The following is a 16,259-nucleotide window of genomic DNA, read 5'->3' as shown; positions in this document are numbered from 1 at the left end:
GGTAACTCCCTGAAAAAAGGGGGCTTTGCCCCCTTATGATCAAATCTTGCAGGCGCCGCCGGCGCAATCGTCGTCGTCCTCTTGTACCGCTACCGTGGCCTGCTGAGGCTTGGTCGGTGCGTCTTGCTGGGTGTCAGCGGCACCGTCACGGGTGTTGTGGTAGTAGAGGGTTTTGACACCGTATTTGTAGGCGGTGAGCAGATCTTTAATGAGCGATTGCATCGGCACTTTAGAACCCGGGAATTTGGCCGGATCGTAGTTGGTGTTGGCGCTGATGGACTGGTCGATGAATTTTTGCATCAAACCCACCAGTTGCAGGTAACCGTCGTTGTTGGGGATATCCCACAGCAGCTCGTAAGCGTCTTTGAGGTGCTCAAAGTCGGGCACGACCTGACGCAAAATGCCGTCTTTGGAGGCTTTCACCGAGATGTGGCCGCGCGGCGGCTCAATGCCGTTGGTGGCATTGGAGATCTGCGAGCTGGTTTCTGACGGCATCAGCGCCGACAGGGTGCTGTTACGCAGGCCATGGGCAACGATGTCTTTACGCAGTTGCTCCCAGTCAAGGTGCAGCGGCTCGTCACAGATGTTGTCCAAATCCTTTTTGTAGGTATCGATGGGCAACAGGCCTTTGGCGTAGGTGGTTTCATCGAACATTGGGCAGGCGCCGCGCTCCTTGGCCAGCTCCATAGAAGCTTTGAGCAGGTAATACTGCATGGCTTCAAAGGTGCGGTGGGTCAGGCCGTTGGCGCTGCCGTCGGAGTAACGCACGCCGTTTTTGGCGAGGTAGTAGGCGTAGTTGATCACCCCCACGCCCAGCGTGCGGCGGCCCATGGTGGCAATGTGGGCGGCTTTGACCGGGTAGTCCTGGTAGTCCAGCAGGCTGTCCAGCGCCCGTACCGCCAGTTCAGACAGCTCTTCGAGTTCGTCGAGGCTGTCGATGGCGCCGAGGTTAAAGGCCGACAGGGTACACAGAGCAATCTCGCCGTTCTCGTCGTTGATGTCCATCAGCGGCTTGGTGGGCAGGGCGATTTCCAGGCACAGGTTGGACTGGCGCACCGGCGCCACGGCCGGGTCAAACGGGCTGTGGGTGTTGCAGTGGTCAACGTTCTGCACGTAGATACGGCCGGTAGAGGCACGCTCTGACAGCAGCAGCGAGAACAGCTCAACCGCTTTGATGGTTTTCTTGCGAATGGACTCGTCCTGTTCGTATTTGCTGTACAGCTCTTCAAACTTGGCCTGGTCGGCAAAGAAGGCGTCATACAGGCCCGGTACGTCGGACGGGCTGAACAGGGTGATGTCGCCGCCTTTGATCAGGCGCTGGTACATCAGCCGGTTGATTTGCACGCCATAGTCCATGTGGCGAACGCGGTTTTCTTCAACGCCGCGGTTGTTCTTCAAGACCAGTAGGCTTTCCACTTCCAGGTGCCACATGGGGTAGAACAGGGTGGCCGCGCCGCCGCGCACACCGCCTTGCGAGCAGGATTTTACGGCGGTCTGGAAGTGCTTATAAAAAGGAATACAGCCGGTATGGAAGGCTTCGCCACCACGAATGGGGCTGCCCAGGGCGCGAATGCGCCCGGCGTTAATGCCAATACCGGCCCGCTGGGAAACGTAACGGACAATGGCAGAGGCCGTGGCGTTGATGGAATCGAGGCTGTCGCCGGTTTCAATCAGCACGCAGGAGCTGAACTGCCGGGTGGGGGTACGCACGCCAGACATAATGGGCGTAGGCAGTGACAGCTTAAAGGTGGACACCGCATCGTAAAAGCGCTTGATGTAGTCAAGGCGGGTGTCACGGGGGTAATCGGCAAACAGGCAGGCAGCTACCAGAATGTAGAGGAACTGGGCAGACTCGTAGATCTCGCCGGTAACGCGGTTTTGTACCAGGTATTTGCCTTCGAGCTGTTTGACGGCCGCGTAAGAGAAGTTCATGTCGCGGCTGTGGTCAATCATCTCATTAAGGGCGTCAAACTCTTCGCGGCTGTAGTCGCTCAGCAGGTGCTCGTCATATTTGCCCAGCTCGACCATTTTTTTCACGTGGCTGAACAGGTGCGGCGGTTCAAACTCGCCGTAGGCTTTTTTACGCAGGTGGAACACCGCCAGCCGCGCCGCCAGATACTGATAATCCGGCGCGTCTTCGCTGATCAGATCGGCAGCGGCCTTGATCAGGGTTTCATGGATGTCGGCGGTTTTGATGCCGTCGTAAAACTGGATCTGGGCGCGCAGTTCCACCTGGGACACTGACACATCTTTGAGGCCATCGGCGGCCCAGGTAACCACACGATGGATCTTGTCCAGATCGATCGCTTCCTGTTGACCATTTCGCTTGGTGACGAGAAGGTTCTTGTTCATGACGTACCTTAATCTGCTGCCCCTGGGCACCGCCGGCTTTACAACAACACTGGCTTGTGGTGCTTGCGTATTAAATACACAAGATATTGGGTTTGTTTAGCTGGTAAGGAACAAGATAGTGAGGTCTGGGCAGGCTTTCAAGCCACAAAATTAATGCCAGTCTGACCCGGTAAGTAGTCACTTACCGAGTGAGGTTTGGCAATCTTGCATTTACTAAATTGCAAGGCAAAAAAAGAAATTTTCCAGGCCGAAAAACCACGATCCGATCACGGGATCCGGCACCAGTCCAAGAGGGCCTGAGGCGTGCTCAATATTGCATCGGCGGGCCAGCTTGGGTGAGTGTCGTCAACATAGCCCCAACTGGCTACCAGCGCGGTCATGCCGGCAGCGCGGGCCGCTTGCATGTCGGTAATGGCATCCCCCAGATACAAACAATCTTTGGGCGCCACCGCCAGTTGCTCGGCGGCTTTGAGTAGCGGCGCCGGATGTGGCTTGCGTTCCTTAAGAGTGTCACCACAGACCAGCGCCTGGCAGCGGGCCAAGGCCGGGTAATGGGGCAGGGCTGCTTCGGTCAGGTGGGTGACTTTGTTGGTTACAATGCCCCAGGGGATCGCGGCCTGATCCAGTGCATTGATCAGCGCCGCCACGCCGGCAAACAGTTCGGTGGTGGCAGAAATACCGCGTAAATATGCGGCCCAGAAGGCCTCGCGCAGTTCTTCTTGCTCATAGGCTCCCTCACCAAAGCCGAGGTTCAGCAGGCTTTTGGTGCCGTGGGTGGCGTGCGGGCGCACCTGTTCAAGGGTTTTACCGGGCAGGGCATGGGCGGCCAGCACCTCGTTAAGCGCCCGGCACAGGTCCGGGGCGGTGTCGAGCAAGGTGCCGTCCAAGTCAAACAGCACTGCCGTCATGACGCTTTCCCGGCCGCCACCATGTAGTTCATGTCGAGCTTTTGGCTGCGGCTGAACTGGCCGGTAAGCGGGCTGTAGCTCATGCCAACGGCCTTGTGCGGTATAAGGCCGGCGTGGTCGCAAAAGCTCATCAGTTCGGCGGGGGTCAGAAACTTCTGGTAGTCGTGGGTGCCAGCAGGCAGCCAGCGCAAAATGCGTTCGGCAGCAAAGACCCCCAGCGCCCAGGCCTTGAGGGTGCGGTTGAGGGTTGAGAACACCAGCGTGCCGCCGGGCTTGCAAAGGGTGGCACAGGCGCTGACGACCGACTGCGGGTCTGGAACGTGTTCGAGCATTTCCATGCAGGTGACCACATCAAACTGGCCGGGGTGCTGTTCGGCCAGTTGCTCGGCGGTGATTTGCTGGTAATCGACCTTGATGCCGGTCTCCTCGGCGTGGGCGCGGGCCACATTCAGCGGCTCGGTACCCATGTCGATACCGGTCACACTGGCGCCCAGGCGAGCCATGGATTCGCTGAGAATACCGCCGCCGCAGCCTACGTCTACCACCTTTTTACCAGCCAGGCCGTCAGCCATTTCCTCGACAAAAGCCAGGCGCACCGGGTTGAGCTGGTGCAGTGGTTTGAATTCTCCCTCTTTATCCCACCAGCGGTGGGCCATAGCCTCAAACTTGGCAATTTCGGCGTTATCAACGTTGTTGTTCATGCAATCGGTTCCAGCGCATTCAAGTGGCGCCATTATAGCCCTGAAAGCCCTGCCTTTTCATGGTCAACTGCGGTCGATGTGGTATAGTGATTCCCTTTGTTGGAAGACCTCCTTAAAGGGACGAACAAGATGAGCGATCTGGCCAAAGAAATTGTGCCGGTCAATATCGAGGACGAGCTGAAAAGCTCCTACCTTGATTATGCCATGAGCGTCATTGTTGGGCGTGCGCTGCCCGACGTCCGTGACGGTCTTAAGCCAGTGCACCGGCGGGTTCTGTTCGCCATGCACGAGCTGGGCAACGACTGGAACAAACCTTATAAGAAATCGGCCCGTGTGGTCGGGGATGTGATTGGTAAATATCACCCCCACGGTGACTCTGCGGTCTACGACACTATCGTGCGTATGGCTCAGCCCTTCTCCATGCGTTACACCCTGGTAGACGGTCAGGGGAACTTCGGTTCAGTAGATGGCGACTCTGCCGCTGCCATGCGTTACACCGAAGTGCGGATGGCCAAGATCTCCCACCAGTTGCTGGCCGATCTTGAAAAAGAAACCGTCGATTTCGTTCCCAACTACGACAACACCGAGCAGATCCCCGATGTGCTGCCGACCCGTGTGCCGACCTTGCTGGTCAATGGCGCCGCCGGTATCGCCGTGGGTATGGCCACCAATATTCCGCCGCACAACTTAAAAGAAGTGATTGGCGGCTGTGTGGCGCTGATTGATAACCCGGATCTGACCATTACCGATTTGATGGAATACATCCCCGGGCCGGACTTCCCGACGCAGGGCATCATCAACGGTAAAAAAGGTATCCACGACGCTTACCATACCGGCCGGGGCAAGATTTACATCCGCGCCCGGGCGGAAATTGACATCAATGAAGACAGCGGCCGTGAAACCATCGTGGTGCACGAACTGCCGTATCAGGTGAACAAGGCCCGGCTGATTGAAAAGATGGCCGAGCTGGTCAAGGAAAAACGCATCGAAGGCATCAGTGCTTTGCGTGACGAGTCCGATAAAGACGGCCTGCGGGTGGTTATCGAACTTAAGCGCGGCGAAGCCGGCGAAGTTGTGCTCAACAAGCTCTACTCGCTGACACAGATGCAGGTGGTATTTGGCATTAACATGGTGGCGCTGGATCAGAACCAGCCGCGCCTGTTTAACCTCAAAGATGCGCTGGAATGCTTTATTAACCACCGCCGTGAGGTGGTGACCCGCCGTACCATCTTTGAACTGCGCAAGGCCCGCGAGCGCGCCCACGTGCTCGAAGGCCTGGCTATTGCGCTGGCAAATATTGACCCGGTCATCGAATTGATTCGCCAAAGCCCGACCCCGGCAGAAGCCAAAGCGGGTCTGATCAGCACCCCTTGGGAGCTGGGCAATGTGGCGGCCATGCTGGAAGGTGCCGGTGTTGACGCGGCGCGCCCGGAAGGGCTGGAGCCGCAGTACGGCATCCGCGACAACAAGTACTACCTGACCGAAGTACAGGCCCAGGCGATTTTGGATCTGCGCCTGCACCGCCTGACTGGCCTTGAGCATGAGAAAATCCTCGACGAGTACAAAGGCCTGCTGGATCTCATTAAAGAGCTGCTGCACATTCTGGCTTCACCGGAGCGCCTGATGGAGGTGATCCGCGAGGAGCTGGTGGCCGTTGCTGAGCAGTTTGGCGATGAGCGCCGTACCGAGATCAGCGAAGCCTCCGCCGATATCTCTATTGAAGATCTGATCAATGAAGAAGATGTAGTGGTCACGCTGTCGCACGAAGGTTACGTCAAGTATCAGGCTCTGACCGACTACGAGGCGCAGCGCCGTGGCGGTAAGGGCAAAGCCGCGACCCGCATGAAAGATGAAGACTTCATCGAGCAGTTGCTGGTAGCCAATACCCACGACACCATTTTGTGTTTCTCCAGCCGTGGCCGCTTGTACTGGCTGAAGGTGTATCAGCTGCCGCTGGCCAGCCGTACGGCCCGTGGTCGGCCAATCATCAACTTGCTGCCGCTGGAAGAAAACGAGCGTATTACCGCTATCTTGCCAGTGCGTGAGTATGCCGAAGGCCAGTATGTGTTCATGGCTACCGCCAACGGTACGGTCAAGAAAACCGCACTGTCTGAATACAGCCGTCCCCGTTCCAGCGGCATCATCGCCGTGAACCTCAATGAAGGCGACAGCCTGATTGGTGTTGCGCTCACTAATGGCAACAGCGAAGTCATGCTGTTCAGTGACGAAGGCAAAGTGGTGCGTTTCAGTGAACAGCAGGTCCGGGCCATGGGCCGTGGCGCCACCGGTGTGCGCGGTATTAATCTGGAAGATGGCCAGCATGTGGTGTCAATGGTGGTGCCGACTGACAATGTCGATATTCTCACCGTCACTGAAAACGGCTACGGTAAGCGGACTGACCAAAATGAATACCCGGCGAAGAGCCGTGCCACCAAAGGCGTGGTATCCATTAAGGTTAGCGAGCGTAACGGTAAGGTTGTCGGCGCTGTGGCGGTGGAAGAGGGTGATGAAATCATGCTCATTTCCAACCGCGGTACGCTGGTGCGCACCCGTGTGGATGAAGTGTCGCGGGTTGGCCGTAACACCCAGGGGGTGACCATTATCCGAACCGGTACCGACGAACAGGTGGTTGGCCTCCAGCGTATTGCTGAGGTTGAAGAAGAGGCTGTCGTCCCCGAAGGCGAAGACGCCAGCGAGTAAAAGATAAAGCGGCCTTCAGGGCCGCTTTTTGTTGATGGCAAGGGTGGTATGAGCAAGATATTTAACTTTTGTGCGGGCCCGGCAATGCTGCCGGCGGCGGTGTTGGCACAGGCGCAGTCGGAAATGATCGACTGGAACGGCCAGGGTGTGTCAGTGATGGAAGTCTCGCACCGCGATAAGCCCTTTTTGGCGGTGGCGGCAAAAGCCGAGGCGGATCTGCGTGAGCTGATGGCTATTCCGGACAACTACCGGGTGCTGTTTCTGGCCGGTGGCGGCCGCAGCCAGTTCAGTGCAGTACCGCTGAATCTCCTCAAAGAGCACGAAAAAGCCGATTACCTCATAACCGGCCAGTGGTCCAAGCTGGCTTACGAAGAAGCCCTGCGTTTTCGTGATGTGGCGATTGCCGGCGAAATTGATATGAGTGCCCGGCCCATTCGCTTGCCTGAGCACATCCACGTTCGTGATGGTGCCCGTTATCTGCATTACTGCCCCAATGAAACCGTTGATGGCATTGAGATGTTCGATGAACCGGCAGTGGATGTGCCGCTGGTAGCGGATATGTCGTCGTGCATTTTGTCGCGTCAGATTGACGTCAGTAAATACGGCCTGATTTACGCCGGGGCTCAGAAAAACATTGGCCCGTCGGGTCTTGCGGTGGTGATTGTGCGTGACGATCTGCTGCGTGATGACATGGTGGTGCCCTGCATCTGGGATTACCGCCGCCAGTCAACGGAAGCGTCGATGGTCAATACACCACCGACTTATGCCTGGTATCTGGCCGGGCTAGTGTTTGCATGGCTAAAAGAGCAGGGTGGAGTCGCGGCCATGGAGCAGCACAACGCCGCTAAAGCGGCGCTGCTGTATGACGCTATAGACCACCTGGCTTTGTATCAGAATCAGGTTGACCCCAGTTGCCGGTCACGGATGAACGTGGTCTGGCAGCTGACTGACGACAACCTCAATGACCAGTTCCTGGCGGCTGCACAAGCCGAAGGTCTGCTGGCCCTCAAAGGCCACCGTTTTGTTGGCGGCATGCGCGCTTCCATGTACAACGCCATGCCCATGGAAGGTGCCCAGGCGCTGGTGGATTTTATGACCCGCTTTGCCGCGCAGCATGGCTGATATTCCAACGCTGCGCCAGCAGCTGGACGATATTGACAACAGTTTGCTGGCGCTGCTGGTAGAGCGCCTGGCAGTTGCTGATGAAATTGGTGAACTCAAAGGTGGCCGGGTGTTTGATCCGGCCCGCGAGTTTGCCCTAACCGAAGCGCGGGTCGCTGCCTTTGCGGCCCTGCCGGCCCCGGTAGTACGGCAGTTTGTGCGTGACTGGGTGTCATTGTGCCGGGGCCATCAGGGGCAATTTGCCATCGCCAGCAGTGCTCCGCAGCTAGTGCCGTTATTATTGGGTCGTTACACTCAGGTGTTGGAAAGTAGCGAGCCACTGGCTGCTGTTTTTGCGGGTCAGGCGCAAGGTGCCTTATTACCTTCGCCCTGGCCAAGTGATTTAGGCGGCCTTTTTCCCGCGGCCTGTTGTGAATATGAAGGGCACTCTTTTTTGCTGCTGACAGCTGATGGCTGCAATGATGGTGATTTGACACTGCGATTACACCAGCAGCGTTGGCAGATTGAACCCGGTCAGCAGTTCTCCCGCTGGCCCTTGCTGTGGAATCACTAATGGAACAACTGACCCTGGCTGCCGGCGGCCAGGTTGCCGGAACGGTGACCATGCCGGGCTCCAAGTCCCTGTCGAATCGTGCGCTGTTGCTCAGTGCTTTTTGCAATGGCACGACGCGGTTACATAACCTGCTTGATGCCGATGATATTCGCCATATGCGAAGCGCCTTTATGGCGTTGGCGATAAAAAGCGAAGAACAGAGCGGGGTGGTGAGCGTAACCGGCCCCTGGCAACCACAGCAGCCTGATCAGGCTATTTTTCTCGGCAATGCTGGCACCGCCATGCGGCCACTGACCGCCGCGCTGGCAATGACCCCCGGTGTTTTTGAATTAACCGGGGAGCCGCGCATGTACGAGCGACCCATCGGCGACCTGGTTGACGCGCTGCGCCAGCTCGGCGCCAGCATTGATTACCTTGGCGAACCAGGCTACCCGCCGCTGCGCATTCATGGCCAGCGTTTGGGCGGGGGGCAGGTCACGGTGCGTGGCGATCTCTCCAGCCAGTTTTTATCAGCACTGCTGATGGCGGCGCCGTTATGCCAGGGCGAGGTTGTTATCCGCGTGGATGGCGAGCTGGTGTCAAAACCCTATGTGGCTTTGACCATTGGCCTGATGGCGGCCTTTGGTGTGCAGGTGGCGCAGCCTGATGCGCGGACGTTTGTAATTGCCGGTGATGCGGCTTATCAGAGTCCGGGCGAGTATTTTGTTGAAGGAGACGCGTCCTCCGCATCCTATTTCGCTGCCGCCGGTGCCATTGCCGGTGACGTCACTATCAAAGGGTTGTTCAAGGGCATGTTGCAGGGTGATGTGGATTTTATCGATGCCCTTGAAGCCATGGGCGCCGAGGTAACCTGGGGTGAACATCAGGTACGTGTTCGCAAGGCAGCACTTAGTGGCATCGATATTGATGCCAATGCCATTCCCGATGCCGCCATGACCCTGGCCACCACCGCCTTGTTCGCCCGTGGTGAAACACGGATCCGCAATATCTACAACTGGCGGCTCAAGGAAACTGACCGGCTGGCTGCCATGGCCAACGAGCTTGCCAAAGTCGGCGCCGAGGTAGAGGAGGGCGAGGATTTTTTGCGTGTCAGCGCTCCACAGCCGCTGCGTCACGGCGTCATCGACACCTACAATGATCACCGCATGGCCATGTGTTTTGCGCTACTGGCGCTGGGCGATGCCGGTGTCACCATCCGGGATCCGGGCTGCACTGCCAAAACCTTTCCCACCTTCTTTAGCCGCTTTGGCGAAATCAGGAAGGGCATTTGAGCGTCATTTGCCGTATAATGCGCGCGCTCGGCGCCGGTAAGCGAGGCGCCCCAATGGAGGATTTTATGGCAGGAACCGCACCCGTCATCACCGTTGACGGCCCCAGTGGCGTCGGCAAAGGCACCCTGTGTCAGCAACTGGCTGACCGGCTGGGCTGGCATTTTCTCGATTCCGGCGCCATCTATCGCGTGCTGGCATTGGCGGCCTTGCATCACCAGTGTCCGTTGGATGATGAAGAAGCGCTGGTTCCCCTGGCCGCCCATTTGGACGTGCAGTTCGAACCGCAACAGGGGCACATCAAGGTGATCCTCGAAGGGGAAGATGTCAGCACTGCCATTCGCACCCAGGATGTGGCCAATACCGCGTCAAAAGTGGCGTCTTTTCCTCGTGTGCGCGAAGCCTTATTGCGCCGTCAGCGGGCTTTTCAGAAAGAGCCTGGGCTGGTGGCCGATGGCCGGGACATGGGCACCGTGGTCTTTCGCGATGCCAGCCTGAAACTGTTTTTGACTGCCAGCGCCGAAGTCCGCGCCCAGCGGCGCTTTGAGCAGTTGCTGGCATCCGGCCAGGATGCTAACATTGAACGTCTTTTAACCGAGATCCGTGAGCGTGACGAACGCGATGCTAATCGTGCCGTGGCGCCACTGAAGCCAGCTGAAGATGCCGTGGTGATTGACACCTCGGATCTGAACATCGAGCAGGTGCTTGATGCGGCCTGGCAGGAAGTCAGCACCAAGGTAGCGGTGCTGGCCATTTAAGTTTCTGCTTCAGGGAAGGAGCGGGATCCATGAACAACCCCATGCCGGACGGATGCCGCATGGTTTGTTAATTAAGCAGATACACATGACTGAATCATTTGCTCAACTGTTCGAAGAAAGCCTGAAAGAGATCGAAACCCGCCCGGGTTCCATCGTTAAAGGTACCGTTGTTCGCGTTCAAAAAGACATCGTTCTGGTTGACGCCGGCCTGAAATCTGAGTCCGCCATTCCGGCTGAACAGTTTAAAGACGCCAGCGGTGAGCTGACGGTTAAAGAAGGCGACATCGTTGATGTTGCACTCGACACCGTAGAAGACGGCTTCGGCGAAACCATCCTGTCCCGTGAAAAAGCCAAGCGCTACGAAGCCTGGCTGGTACTGGAAAAGGCTTACGAAGAGAACGCAACTGTTACCGGTATTATCAACGGCAAAGTCAAAGGCGGCTTCACTGTCGACCTGGACGGCATTCGTGCCTTCCTGCCGGGCTCTCTGGTAGACGTGCGTCCGATCCGCGACACCGCTCACCTGGAAAACAAGGACCTGGAATTCAAGGTCATCAAGCTGGACCAGAAGCGCAACAACGTTGTGGTTTCCCGCCGTGCGGTTATCGAGTCTGAGAACAACGTTGAGCGTGAGCAACTGCTGCAAAACCTGCAAGAAGGTATGGAAGTCAAAGGTATCGTTAAGAACCTGACTGACTACGGTGCCTTCGTTGACCTGGGTGGCGTTGACGGCCTGCTGCACATTACCGATATGGCTTGGAAGCGCGTTAAGCATCCGTCCGAAATCGTTAATGTTGGTGACGAAATCAACGTTAAGGTACTGAAGTTTGACCGTGAGCGTACCCGTGTTTCTCTGGGCCTCAAGCAACTGGGTGCCGATCCGTGGGTATCTATCGCCGAGCGCTATCCGGAAGGTCACAAGCTCAAAGGCCGCGTAACCAACCTGACCGATTATGGCTGCTTCGTTGAAATCGAAGAAGGCGTTGAAGGTCTGGTACACGTGTCTGAAATGGACTGGACCAACAAGAACATCCACCCGTCCAAGGTTGTTAACCTCGGTGACGAAGTGGAAGTTATGGTACTGGACATCGACGAAGAGCGTCGTCGTATCTCCCTGGGCCTCAAGCAGTGCAAACAAAATCCGTGGGAAGAGTTTGCCGGCAAATTCAACAAAGGCGACCAGGTTAGCGGTAAGATCAAGTCCATCACTGACTTCGGTATCTTCATCGGTCTGGACGGCGGCATCGACGGTCTGGTGCACCTGTCAGACATCTCCTGGAATGCAGTTGGCGAAGAAGCGGTTCGCGAGTACAAGAAAGGTGAAGAAATCACCGCCGTTGTACTGCAAGTGGACGCTGAGCGTGAGCGCATCAGCCTGGGCGTGAAGCAGCTGGAATCTGATCCGTTCAACAACTACCTGAGCGATAACAAGAAAGGTGCTATCGTTAACGGTACTGTTACTGCTGTTGATGCCAAAGGCGCGACCATCGACCTGGGCGACGGCGTTGAAGGTTACCTGCGTGCATCTGACATCGCGCGTGAGCGTGTTGAAGATGCCTCCGCCGTCCTGAAGGAAGGCGAAGCTGTTGAAGCGAAGTTCATGGGCGTTGATCGTAAGAACCGCACCATCTCGCTGTCCATCCGTGCTAAGGATGAAGCTGATGAGCGTGAAGCGATTGACCACCTGAACAAGCAAGATGACGTGGCTATCCCGAACGCTATGGCTGAAGCCTTCAAGGCTGCCCAGAGCGAAGACTGATATCCTGGCGGGGGTAACCCCGCCTGTTCAGCGTAGAGGATGACCCTTATGACCAAGTCAGAACTCATTGAGCGTTTAACCGCCAAGTATGTTGACCAACCAGCCCGTGAAATCGAACTGGCGGTCAAAGAAATGCTTGAACAAATGGCGCAGACCCTTGAGCAGGGTGAGCGTATTGAAATCAGGGGTTTTGGCAGTTTTTCCCTGCACCACCGCGCTCCGCGTGTTGGCCGCAATCCGAAAACCGGTGCCTCTGTGCAGCTACCCGCCAAGCAGGTGCCGCACTTCAAGCCGGGTAAGGAATTAAGGGAAAGGGTAAACCAAAGCGTTCAACAGTGAATAAAAACGGCATGCGAAAGCATGCCGTTTTTGTGTCCGGGCCTGCTTTTGGGCGATAATGTTGTCGTTTCTTTTTGCCCACAGGAGCGTGCGGTGCTGACACTTTTAAAATGGCTTTTAGCCGTCGCTATTTTTGTTCTGGCTCTGGCCGTTGGTGCCCAGAATGCGGATCCGGTAGCGGTTAACTATTTGATTGCACAAAAAACGTTGTCACTGGGGCAGTGGCTGGGCATTGCCTTTGCCTTGGGTGCCTTACTGGCTTTTATCGTGCTGGGTATGCAGTGCTGGTTACAGCGTATGAAAATTGCCGCTTTAGAGCGTCAGTTAGCCAAGAAAGATAAAGACGCCTGATCATGATCGAATTTCTGTTTCTGATGCTGCCTATTGCCGTCGGCTACGGCTGGTATATGGGCCAGCGTAGTGAACGTCAGAAACGGGAAAACCACCGTAACAAGCTGTCTCGCCGTTATTTTAAAGGGCTGAACTTCCTGCTCTCAGATCAGCCCGACAAAGCGGTAGATATCTTTATTGATATGCTGGATGTGGATACCCAGACACTGGAAACCCACCTGGCACTGGGTAACTTGTTTCGCCGCCGTGGCGAAGTTGACCGGGCTATTCGTATTCACCAGAACCTGGTTGCTCGCCAATCCATCAGTGAAGAAGAACGCCACCTGGCAATGTGGGAGCTGGGGCAAGACTTCATGGTGGCCGGCCTGTACGACCGCGCGGAAAATATCTTCGTTGAATTAAAAGACGATAGTGATTTACGGCAAAATGCCCTGGAGCAACTGCTGGCCATTTACCAAGCCACTAAGGACTGGGATGAAGCCATTAAAGTGACCAAGGCCATGGGTAAGGCGCGCCCAGCCAACCTGACCCGAGCTTTGGCGCACTTTTATTGCCAGCTTGCCGAAATGGCTTTGGACAAGGGGCAGCGAAAAGAAGCTGCCAAGCAATATCGCCAGGCGTTAGAGCACGATGAGGGCTGTACCCGCGCTCGTGAAGGCTTGGTGCAACTGCTGTGCGAGCAAGGCAAAAATGATGATGCCCTGACCCTGCTAAAAGCCGTGGCGGAAACGGATCCCGACAGTCTTACCGATGTCCTGCCAACAATTGAACGTTTATACCGCCAGCGCCAGGATGTGACTGGTTATCGTCATTTTTTAGAGCATTATTATCGTGCCGACAGTACCTCGCTGGTGCTGGCACTGGCCAATATTCGCCAGGCAGAGCAGGGCAGCGCTGAGGCAGAAGCCTTGATCTTGGATGCCCTCAAGCGTCACCCAACTCTGAAGGGTTTTCGCCGCCTAATCGAGTATCAAGAAGAAAAAGTGGATGACCCCTCAGCCCGCAGCAGCCTCCATTTGCTCAGCGAGCTGGTGGAGCAGCAGATTCGTATTCGTCCCACCTATTGTTGTCGCCAATGCGGCTTTCAGGCCAATAAACGCCACTGGCTTTGCCCATCCTGTAAGCAGTGGGGGCAAATCAAGGCTATCCGCGGCCTGGATGGTGATTAAGGAGCTTTCATGGATTCAAACCCCGTTATCGTCGCCCTGGATTTTGCTGATCGCCAGCAGGCTCTGGCATTGGTGGAGCAGTTGTCGCCAGAGCACTGCCGCCTGAAAGTGGGCAAGGAAATGTTTACCTTGTTTGGCCCTGAATTTGTCAAAGAGTTGATCAGTCGCGGTTTTGATGTGTTTTTGGATCTGAAATTTCATGACATCCCCAATACGGTGGCTAAGGCGGTAGCGGCAGCAGCTGAACTGGGGGTGTGGATGGTCAACGTGCACGCCTCTGGTGGTTTAAAGATGATGCAGGCAGCCAAAGCTGCACTGGCACCTTACGGCGACAAGGCACCATTGCTGATCGGTGTTACTGTGCTGACATCGATGGCCGATGCAGAGCTGCCAGAGCTAGGGGTAAAAGCCAACAGTGCCCGGGAGCAGGTGCAACTACTGGCGGCGCTAGTACAACAGGCCGGCCTGGATGGGGTGGTGTGTTCGGCACAGGAAGCGCCAGCGTTAAAAGCGGCATTTGGGGCCACCTTTAAACTGGTTACCCCGGGGATCCGCCCGGTAGGCGCGGATGTTGGTGATCAACAACGTATTTTAACGCCCTCAGCTGCCATCGCCGCCGGCAGTGATTATCTGGTGATTGGCCGGCCCATCACCCAGGCACCAGAACCGGCCGTGGCGTTGAAAGAAATCAATGCATCACTGTTATCTTGACTATACTTAAGCCGAGCTCAGGAAGTGCTCATTGGACATTCTCAGTTAAAGGAATAACGGATGAAACGGACACTTCATCAAATGCTGTTGGTGGCCAGTATTCTGGCCGGTGGTATGGCTCCTGCCACAGTTAATGCACAAAGCGAACAGGCTAACGAGCCTGCTGTGCAGCAACTCGAGGAGTCAGTGAATGTTAATTCAGCCTCGCAAGAGGAACTCGCCCGCATTCTCAAGGGCGTCGGAGCGAAAAAGGCAGCGCTTATTGTTGAACACAGAGAGGCCCATGGCCCCTTTACCAGCCTTGACGAACTCAAAGCCGTAAAGGGCATTGGCGATAAGCTTCTCAGCGCGAACGCCAGTAAAATTCGCTTCAAATAACCAAGGGGCCGTTCAGGCCCCTTGTTTTTTCCAGTGCAATAACCACGGCAGGGCAGCAACTGCTCCGGCCAGGTGCGCCTGGGTTGCCACCGGTGCATTAATGAGTGCCGCGATTTGCGCTGAAGGGCCGTGCCATTGTTCCCAGGTAACTTTCGCGGCAACGCCCAGCAGTAACAGGTAACCGGTTTTTTCTCCCCGGCGAATGTCTTCGCCGGCACCAATAACAATTAAACCGTGCAGCAATCCGGATAGCCCGAGATACCAGTGCAGATCAGGAAATGCCAATAGCAAAATAACGCTGCTGGCCAGGGCCAGGTATAGCACCCGTAGCCACCAACCGAAAAAGTCATAATAACGACCATGTAACCAGGCGATAGCCACTACGCCGCCACAGTTCATCGCTAGGTGCCAGGCATTGGTATGCAGAAAGTCACCACTTAACAGGCGCCAGAGCTGGCCGTGGAGAATGGCTTCGCGTTGGTATTGCAAAAGCTCGGCATAATGGGGGGGGAGCAACATTAGCAGGGCGGCCAGTAGTATCAGGCTAACTGGCCCGGCCAGATATGGCATCAGTACGGTTCTCTCTTTACAATGGCCTCTCATCCTAAGGGGGGTTCATGGCACGGGCAAGCTGCGATCGTTGTAACCGGCTTGAACTGCATTGCATTTGCAGTTTTGTGGCGCCGGTATCCAACACTACGGCGGTCACCGTACTGCAATACCCCGGTGAAGCAGCGCACCCTTTAAACACTGCGGCGCTGTTAACCCAGAGCCTCAAACACTGCCAACTTAAGGTTTGCACCGCCACTGACGGGCAAGGGCTAGCGCCGGATGCCGTCGTGTTATTTCCCCAACCCGGTGCTATCCCCATTAGCCGGTTGCCAAAGCCACCGTCGCAGTTGGTGGTGATTGATGGCACCTGGCGCAAAGCCTACCGCTTGTATGCGCAAAGCCCGGTGTTGGCCAGTTTGCCCCATTGTTATTTACCCGCCAGCGGCCAGGGGAGTCAGTATCGGTTGCGACGCAGTGATAAAAAAGGTGCGCTTAGTACTGTCGAAGCGGTCAGCCAGGCCTTGGCGTGGCTCGAACCGGAATTGGACATAAGCCCCCTGAATGCGGCTTTTCAACAGTTAATCGCCCGGGCCTGGCAACGCCTGCCTGCGGCCGCCCGCCAACACTACGAGGAATAA

At 56.3% G+C, this 16,259-nt stretch carries 16 protein-coding genes; 12 read left to right on the top strand and 4 right to left on the bottom strand.

Translation table 11 applies throughout. From position 1 onward, the window contains the following. Positions 1-39: 39 nt before the first annotated feature. The 3 genes from nrdA to ubiG form a co-directional block, all read right to left on the bottom strand. Positions 40-2,352, bottom strand: a complete 2,313-nt coding sequence (nrdA, locus tag WDB70_RS07045) for a class 1a ribonucleoside-diphosphate reductase subunit alpha (protein ID WP_406662819.1) — start codon at positions 2,350-2,352, stop codon at positions 40-42. Between the two features lie 266 nt (positions 2,353-2,618). Beyond that, a complete protein-coding gene (locus WDB70_RS07040) occupies positions 2,619-3,260 on the bottom strand; it encodes an HAD family hydrolase (RefSeq protein WP_406662817.1) in 642 nt (213 codons plus the stop codon). Next, a complete protein-coding gene (ubiG, locus tag WDB70_RS07035; RefSeq protein WP_406662815.1) occupies positions 3,257-3,961 on the bottom strand; it encodes a bifunctional 2-polyprenyl-6-hydroxyphenol methylase/3-demethylubiquinol 3-O-methyltransferase UbiG in 705 nt (234 codons plus the stop codon). Before ubiG ends, WDB70_RS07040 begins: the two co-directional genes overlap by 4 nt. A 129-nt stretch (positions 3,962-4,090) precedes the next feature. Here ubiG and gyrA point away from each other — a divergent pair, with 129 nt between their 5' ends. The 11 genes from gyrA to WDB70_RS06980 all read left to right on the top strand — a co-directional run bounded on the left by gyrA (position 4,091) and on the right by WDB70_RS06980 (position 15,069). After that, a complete protein-coding gene (gyrA, locus tag WDB70_RS07030; RefSeq protein WP_406662813.1) occupies positions 4,091-6,661 on the top strand; it encodes a DNA gyrase subunit A in 2,571 nt (856 codons plus the stop codon). A gap of 48 nt (positions 6,662-6,709) precedes the next feature. After that, on the top strand, positions 6,710-7,783 hold the full coding sequence (serC, locus tag WDB70_RS07025) for a 3-phosphoserine/phosphohydroxythreonine transaminase (protein WP_406667982.1): 1,074 nt from the start codon (positions 6,710-6,712) through the stop codon (positions 7,781-7,783). Continuing rightward, positions 7,776-8,336 carry a chorismate mutase gene (locus tag WDB70_RS07020; RefSeq protein ID WP_406667980.1) on the top strand — a complete coding sequence of 187 codons (561 nt, stop codon included), beginning with the start codon at positions 7,776-7,778 and terminating at the stop codon, positions 8,334-8,336. Before serC ends, WDB70_RS07020 begins: the two co-directional genes overlap by 8 nt. Then, positions 8,336-9,607: a 3-phosphoshikimate 1-carboxyvinyltransferase gene (aroA, locus tag WDB70_RS07015; protein WP_406667978.1), complete on the top strand. Its 1,272-nt coding sequence runs from the start codon at positions 8,336-8,338 to the stop codon at positions 9,605-9,607. Before WDB70_RS07020 ends, aroA begins: the two co-directional genes overlap by 1 nt. Before the next feature lie 65 nt (positions 9,608-9,672). Continuing rightward, a complete protein-coding gene (gene cmk, locus WDB70_RS07010) occupies positions 9,673-10,362 on the top strand; it encodes a (d)CMP kinase (protein WP_406667976.1) in 690 nt (229 codons plus the stop codon). 85 nt (positions 10,363-10,447) lie between these two features. Next, the gene (gene rpsA / locus WDB70_RS07005; RefSeq protein WP_406667974.1) at positions 10,448-12,121 is read left to right on the top strand and encodes a 30S ribosomal protein S1; all 1,674 of its coding nucleotides are present in this window, start codon (positions 10,448-10,450) and stop codon (positions 12,119-12,121) included. A 48-nt stretch (positions 12,122-12,169) separates the two neighbouring features. Further along, positions 12,170-12,460, top strand: a complete 291-nt coding sequence (locus tag WDB70_RS07000; protein ID WP_406667972.1) for an integration host factor subunit beta — start codon at positions 12,170-12,172, stop codon at positions 12,458-12,460. 93 nt (positions 12,461-12,553) lie between these two features. Next, positions 12,554-12,811, top strand: coding sequence for a LapA family protein (locus tag WDB70_RS06995; RefSeq protein WP_406667970.1), 258 nt, complete (start codon positions 12,554-12,556; stop codon positions 12,809-12,811). A 2-nt stretch (positions 12,812-12,813) separates the two neighbouring features. Continuing rightward, positions 12,814-13,980, top strand: coding sequence for a lipopolysaccharide assembly protein LapB (lapB, locus tag WDB70_RS06990; protein ID WP_406667968.1), 1,167 nt, complete (start codon positions 12,814-12,816; stop codon positions 13,978-13,980). 9 nt (positions 13,981-13,989) lie between these two features. Continuing rightward, on the top strand, positions 13,990-14,691 hold the full coding sequence (pyrF, locus tag WDB70_RS06985) for an orotidine-5'-phosphate decarboxylase (protein ID WP_406667966.1): 702 nt from the start codon (positions 13,990-13,992) through the stop codon (positions 14,689-14,691). 60 nt (positions 14,692-14,751) lie between these two features. Beyond that, positions 14,752-15,069, top strand: coding sequence for a ComEA family DNA-binding protein (locus WDB70_RS06980; protein ID WP_406667964.1), 318 nt, complete (start codon positions 14,752-14,754; stop codon positions 15,067-15,069). Between the two features lie 12 nt (positions 15,070-15,081). Here WDB70_RS06980 and rrtA read toward each other — a convergent pair whose 3' ends face one another. After that, positions 15,082-15,639 (bottom strand): rhombosortase, encoded by a 558-nt coding sequence (gene rrtA / locus WDB70_RS06975; protein WP_406667962.1) that lies wholly within the window; start codon positions 15,637-15,639, stop codon positions 15,082-15,084. Between the two features lie 47 nt (positions 15,640-15,686). Here rrtA and WDB70_RS06970 point away from each other — a divergent pair, with 47 nt between their 5' ends. After that, positions 15,687-16,259, top strand: a complete 573-nt coding sequence (locus WDB70_RS06970; protein ID WP_406667960.1) for a tRNA-uridine aminocarboxypropyltransferase — start codon at positions 15,687-15,689, stop codon at positions 16,257-16,259.

This window comes from Gallaecimonas aegicerasi (genome assembly GCF_045291545.1).
Classification (GTDB): Bacteria; Pseudomonadota; Gammaproteobacteria; order Enterobacterales; family Gallaecimonadaceae; genus Gallaecimonas.
The sequence above is the reverse complement of the archived record's forward strand: the minus strand, read 5'-3'. Positions and strand labels throughout refer to the sequence as shown.

Excerpts from the sequence above, each read along its gene's own strand:
- lapB (WP_406667968.1), top strand. The coding sequence starts at position 12,814 with ATGATCGAATTTCTGTTTCTGATGCTGCCTATTGCCGTCGGCTACGGC.
- WDB70_RS07020 (WP_406667980.1), top strand. The coding sequence starts at position 7,776 with ATGGCTGATATTCCAACGCTGCGCCAGCAGCTGGACGATATTGACAAC.
- aroA (WP_406667978.1), top strand. The coding sequence starts at position 8,336 with ATGGAACAACTGACCCTGGCTGCCGGCGGCCAGGTTGCCGGAACGGTG.
- WDB70_RS07040 (WP_406662817.1), bottom strand. The coding sequence starts at position 3,260 with ATGACGGCAGTGCTGTTTGACTTGGACGGCACCTTGCTCGACACCGCC.
- nrdA (WP_406662819.1), bottom strand. The coding sequence starts at position 2,352 with ATGAACAAGAACCTTCTCGTCACCAAGCGAAATGGTCAACAGGAAGCG.
- rpsA (WP_406667974.1), top strand. The coding sequence starts at position 10,448 with ATGACTGAATCATTTGCTCAACTGTTCGAAGAAAGCCTGAAAGAGATC.
- gyrA (WP_406662813.1), top strand. The coding sequence starts at position 4,091 with ATGAGCGATCTGGCCAAAGAAATTGTGCCGGTCAATATCGAGGACGAG.
- pyrF (WP_406667966.1), top strand. The coding sequence starts at position 13,990 with ATGGATTCAAACCCCGTTATCGTCGCCCTGGATTTTGCTGATCGCCAG.
- rrtA (WP_406667962.1), bottom strand. The coding sequence starts at position 15,639 with ATGCCATATCTGGCCGGGCCAGTTAGCCTGATACTACTGGCCGCCCTG.
- serC (WP_406667982.1), top strand. The coding sequence starts at position 6,710 with ATGAGCAAGATATTTAACTTTTGTGCGGGCCCGGCAATGCTGCCGGCG.
- WDB70_RS06970 (WP_406667960.1), top strand. The coding sequence starts at position 15,687 with ATGGCACGGGCAAGCTGCGATCGTTGTAACCGGCTTGAACTGCATTGC.
- cmk (WP_406667976.1), top strand. The coding sequence starts at position 9,673 with ATGGCAGGAACCGCACCCGTCATCACCGTTGACGGCCCCAGTGGCGTC.
- WDB70_RS07000 (WP_406667972.1), top strand. The coding sequence starts at position 12,170 with ATGACCAAGTCAGAACTCATTGAGCGTTTAACCGCCAAGTATGTTGAC.
- ubiG (WP_406662815.1), bottom strand. The coding sequence starts at position 3,961 with ATGAACAACAACGTTGATAACGCCGAAATTGCCAAGTTTGAGGCTATG.
- WDB70_RS06980 (WP_406667964.1), top strand. The coding sequence starts at position 14,752 with ATGAAACGGACACTTCATCAAATGCTGTTGGTGGCCAGTATTCTGGCC.